Origin of the sequence: Kribbella sp. (assembly GCF_035655035.1) — a bacterium.
GTDB lineage: Bacteria > Actinomycetota > Actinomycetes > Propionibacteriales > Kribbellaceae > Kribbella.
Genome location: NZ_DASRVN010000662.1, coordinates 1 through 4,082, shown reverse-complemented (window position 1 = coordinate 4,082; position 4,082 = coordinate 1). Strand labels below are relative to the sequence as shown.

Sequence of the window (4,082 nt, the reverse complement as noted above, 5' to 3'; positions counted from 1 at the left end):
GGTCGCTCATTGCCTTGTCATGTCGCAGGACATCGGTGACAGTTCTCTATCAGGACATCGGTGACCCGCTGATCCTCGTGTCCGTCTCGCGATCCGTGCCAGGACTCGGCCCGATGGCCGGGTGGGGCATTGGAACCCGCGGGCGACGGCCGTGACAGCTATCGTGCAGAGCGTGCCCGGACTGCGGAAGATCCTCACCGCCGCCGAATCGAAGGTGGACCGTGGGCTCGACGAGTACGCGCGTGACAACGGTTACCGGTTGCTCCTCAAGCCTCGCCTCCGCGACGTCATCGACGTCGACGACATGCACCTGACCTGGCGCGAGCAGAACTTCACCTTCACGGCACACCTCGACTTCGTAGCCGCCGACGCCGCAACCGGCCTGCCGATTCTTGCGATCGAGTACGACGATGCGCGGCACCGGACGGACCCGCAGCAGCGTGAGCGCGACAAGATCAAGGATCGGCTCTGCCAGGCCGCAGGTCTGCCCATGCTGCGCGTCGATAGTCAGTTCGCCCGCCGCGAGGGCCGTTGACAGGTGCTCGGCTACATCTTGGAGATGCACGAGGCCGGGAAGGCTTTCCACGCCGCCCAGCAAGCTGGGCAGATTCCGTGGGACGAGCCCTTCATCCACAACCTGATCATCGACATGAGCAGCCCCGGACGTCCGACATTCACTGGCCTCGACCAGGCGGCCCTAGAGCGGCTCAGTGACCTGCGCGATCCCGGGACGATCGGGCTCACCGGGGGGCGACGTCGACGGACCGATCGAGGCGTGCTGCGTGCTCAGTCTGCTGAACGGCCAGTTCATCTCATCGCTGGTCTCGATCCGCAAGTTCGCAGTCGAGGGCATCTCGGCTCAGGCGGTCGTCGACGAACCGGCCACCGCCGAACTCGGCTGGCTGCTGCAGCGCTACGAGGCCGGGGAGCCGGTGGCGCTCAGCGCCCAGCAGGGCAATGCTCTGCTGGATCGGCTCGGACGCGACATTCGTCGCGCCTGGTCTCCAGACGGATGGGCGATGCGCTGGGGCTCGATGCCATCGTCGGAGCCCTGACGGCGACCGGCGACGCCGAACTCCGAGCCGTGTCCAGCTCAACCACTACGACCTTCACCGTGTGTCCGACGGGATGGGGACAGGCGAGAGTTGCGATGAAATGCTCTCGCCGACCAGCGAGGTCCGAACTCGACCCCGCGGCCCGCGCCACAAGCCCCCGGAAACGTCACCGAAGTCCTGACACATCAACTGCAACCGATGTCCTGATGCAGAACCGCACCCGTGTCCTGAAAGGCCCCCAAGTGGAGAGCAGCGTCGGTTTCGGCACGCGCGACGACTTTATGACCAGTGACTGAGAGCGGTGCGAAGGAAAGCGTCGCGCCTTTCGGTGACGGCAGCGGCGCCCAGGAGGCTACCGTCGTCGGCGAATCCCGCCCAGCCGTCCATCGCTGTTGGCGTGTTCAGCGCGGCCACGGCATCCCAGTAGGGCACGCCGACTGCCTCCTGGCCCGCCTGCCGCTCCCAGCCCTCCAACACATGGGACGGTGCGTCCTGGCCGTACTGAAGGGTCATCTGCATCCGCAGGCTGCCGAGATCGACGCCCGGATTACCAGCCCCGGCTGTATTCCAGTCGATCAGCGCAACGCAACGGTCGCCATCCCACAGCATGTTGCCGCCCCAGGCGTCACCATGCACGAACACCGACGCGACTGCCGGCATCCCGTGCGACCTGACCCGCTCGTCGGCCTGCTGCAGCAAAGGTGTGGTCGGCATCAGGCCCCGCCGGCGTTCATCGGCGCGGTCGTCGACGGCGCACGGCCGGGGCCGGTATGGCAGGTGGGCCTGCGGAACCAGCCTGAAGGCGTGGACCCTGGCAAGGGCTGCTCCCGCTTCGCGGAGCCGGGCGACCGAAACCGTCGGCGAGAGACCGGCGCTGCCGGGCAGGAAGGTCTCCAGGGTGGCGACGGTTCCGCTCGCCTTCCCGTCGAGATCCGCAGCGATCAGCCGCGGCGCGGCCAGGCCATGAGTCTCGGCCAGCTGAAGCGCGCGTGCGTTCGTGATCACCCACGCGGCGGCGATCCATCCCCGGACAGGGACCTTCAAGATCACGTCCCTGGTCCGGGCCGCCGGTCCTTCGATTCCCAGGCGGAACGTGCCCGAAGGGCGGTGCTCGCCGCGGGTCAGGCCCTCGGACGAAACGACGCTCGTCCCGCCAACCGCCTCGGCCGCCCAGCGCAGAACCTGGTCATTCGGCATCTTGCCAGTGTGTGCTCTTGCCATTCCATGACTTTATGACGCAGCAGTGGCCTTCCCAACACACAGTGAGACATCACAATCTCGGCCGTGGATGCTCATTGCCTTGGAGGGCCGAAGCGTTTGCGGTAGTCATCGAGTGGTTCCAGGCCGGACTGGCGGCGGCGGGTGTCGACGTGGTCGGCGTCGGCCAGCGGTTGCGGCTGCCAGGAGCCGTCGTCGGCCAGTCTGAATTCGGTGCCGTAGAGCTGCTGGTTGCCCTCGGCAAGCAACACTCGGTCGGTGAGGTAGGCCTCGTGGGTGGAGTCGGCGTCGCCGGCTTGGACAGATGCGCTCAGGAGTGCGAGGGAGGTGCGTTGGAATGTTGGGTCCTGGTCGGCGTGCTGGATCAGTAACCAGGCGGCTTCCGCGCCGTCGGAGCCGACCAGGTGGCGGCCGGGCCAGCCGTGCGCGGCGATGATTGCTTTCATTCGTGCGGTGTTGGCGGCGTCCACCGCCTGTAAGTGGTCCAGGGTCTGTCGCTCGGTTGCGCTCAGATCCTGCACGGGTACGCCGTCCAGCAGTCGTGGATGTTCTTCCAGACGGCGCCGCGCATCCTGGTCTGTGGAGGCCATGCGGAGCAATTCGTCACGTAGTTCGAGATGGTTCACGGTCTCAGGAAAGCATGGTCAGCGTTGCTGCTGAGGTGATGAATCGTTCCTACGCCGGCCGATTCGTGGTTGGGGAGGAGCAGGCGGTGCCGCGGCGCCCAGGTGTGGAGGTGGGAGGGCGTGGGCCAAGGTGTTCGCCGTGTCGATCGCGGCGGCGCGGGTGCGGTCGGGTGTGGTTTCGCCGCGGGCGGTGGGGGAGCGGAGCGGCTCGGGCTTGGTGAAGTCTGCGACAGCGGCGACGACTTCGGGGGTGTAGATGTCGGCGCCTCGTGTGGTCGCCCGGGCGGGGGACGGGGCCGGTGGGTGGATTGCTTCGCGGAGTTCGGTGCGGAGGAACTTGAGCAGCTCCTTCGCTCGCAGTGCCCGGCTTCGGCGGAGGATCTGGCGTTCGAGGGCGAGCGTCGCCTTGGTCCGCCAGGCGATGTCGAACATGATCCGGCCGCGCCGGAAGTCCGGGTTCGTCTCGCCGCCGGGGTAGCCGCGGGCGCCGCCGTGGGTGAAGAACTCGCTGTAGAACGCGCCGTCGTCCTCGTGCTTCAGTACGTTCCAGGCGCGGAACCCGTCCGTCGGTAGCTCGCCGCGGACCCAGGCCTCGTCCATCAGTGCGTGCGATGCGGCGTTCAGGGGCCGGTGGCCGACGTAGTGGTACTGCGGACGTTCGCCACGCCGGCGGCGGTCGTACTCGGCGATGATCTGTGGCCACTCGTCCGCCGAGACGGCTCGCGCCAGGCGGGATGCGAACGACGTTCGCGCGCGCAGTTCGGCCCGCGAGGTCACCGGGTGATCCGTCCTCCCGGTCATTGTCTCGAGCTTGTCCATCACGAACGTGCCGCCGTGCGGACCGACGCGTTCCCAGCGGGTGACCCGCAAGGAGGGACGGCTCGCGTTCGGTGCCCGCAGCAACGAAGGCCGGGTTGCGTTCAGTGCTCGTAGTGCGGCGATGCCGGCGCGGTACAGCGGTACTCGCCGGCGCATGATGCGCGTTTCCCAGGCGGTCCGGTAGTCGCTGTCGAGCCACGCCGTACCGGATAGACGCCTGGCTTCGCGGCGGTTCACGGATGCCGCTCCGCCCGCCAGTTCTTGATCATCTGGTCCATGTCGGCGTGGATGAACGCGAAGAAGTCGGCGGCCTCGGTCAGTCGCCGGGCGACGGGGGAGTCGTCGGCGAACAGCGCGGCGCCGG

At 67.6% G+C, this 4,082-nt stretch carries 5 protein-coding genes; 2 read left to right on the top strand and 3 right to left on the bottom strand.

The annotated features are described in order from the left end of the window. The first annotated feature begins 172 nt into the window (after positions 1-172). The gene (locus tag VFF46_RS34665; protein WP_325041477.1) at positions 173-535 is read left to right on the top strand and encodes a DUF2726 domain-containing protein; all 363 of its coding nucleotides are present in this window, start codon (positions 173-175) and stop codon (positions 533-535) included. Positions 536-710: 175 nt separating this feature from the next. After that, positions 711-1,055 carry a hypothetical protein gene (locus tag VFF46_RS34660; protein ID WP_325041476.1) on the top strand — a complete coding sequence of 115 codons (345 nt, stop codon included), beginning with the start codon at positions 711-713 and terminating at the stop codon, positions 1,053-1,055. 279 nt (positions 1,056-1,334) lie between these two features. On the opposite strand, the gene VFF46_RS34655 is transcribed toward VFF46_RS34660, so the two are convergent. The 3 genes from VFF46_RS34655 to VFF46_RS34645 form a co-directional block, all read right to left on the bottom strand. Further along, complete coding sequence (locus tag VFF46_RS34655; RefSeq protein ID WP_325041475.1) at positions 1,335-2,252, bottom strand: aminoglycoside phosphotransferase family protein; 918 nt, start codon at positions 2,250-2,252, stop codon at positions 1,335-1,337. A 95-nt stretch (positions 2,253-2,347) separates the two neighbouring features. After that, complete coding sequence (locus tag VFF46_RS34650; RefSeq protein WP_325041474.1) at positions 2,348-2,899, bottom strand: DUF6624 domain-containing protein; 552 nt, start codon at positions 2,897-2,899, stop codon at positions 2,348-2,350. 18 nt (positions 2,900-2,917) lie between these two features. Continuing rightward, entirely contained in the window at positions 2,918-3,955 is a 1,038-nt protein-coding gene (locus tag VFF46_RS34645) for a hypothetical protein (protein ID WP_325041473.1), read from the bottom strand. Positions 3,956-4,082: the final 127 nt, after the last annotated feature.